Raw genomic sequence first — 302 nt, forward strand, 5'->3', positions numbered from 1 at the left:
GGCCACCGACCGCACCTGACGGCACAGGGAGGCGATGGCCCGATGTTCCGGTGGCCTCGTGGACAGGTCCAAGTGAGTGGTCGTGGCGGAGGAGACCAGCGCCTCCAGCGCGAGTTGCATACGAGGCGTCGTACGCCCGCCGGTGACGGTGAACGGGCGCACCGGAGACGCGGGCTCCTCGGGCGCCGATCGGCCCGGCTGCGGCCCCCAAGGGTCCGCGCCGGGTTGCTGACCCCACGGGTCCGCGCCCGGCGGCTGTCCCCACGGATCCATCCGGTCACCTCCGGGGATACGACATGGCT

The 302-nt window shown here is 72.8% G+C and carries 1 protein-coding gene; it reads right to left on the reverse strand.

Annotated elements, in window-relative coordinates; translation table 11 throughout:
* The coding region (locus FLX08_RS43200) for a DUF742 domain-containing protein (protein WP_142625464.1) at positions 1 to 273 on the reverse strand (273 nt) is incomplete at its 3' end.
* Positions 274 to 302: the final 29 nt, after the last annotated feature.

Source organism: Microbispora hainanensis (assembly GCF_006874475.1).
In the GTDB taxonomy this organism is placed as follows: domain Bacteria; phylum Actinomycetota; class Actinomycetes; order Streptosporangiales; family Streptosporangiaceae; genus Microbispora; species Microbispora hainanensis.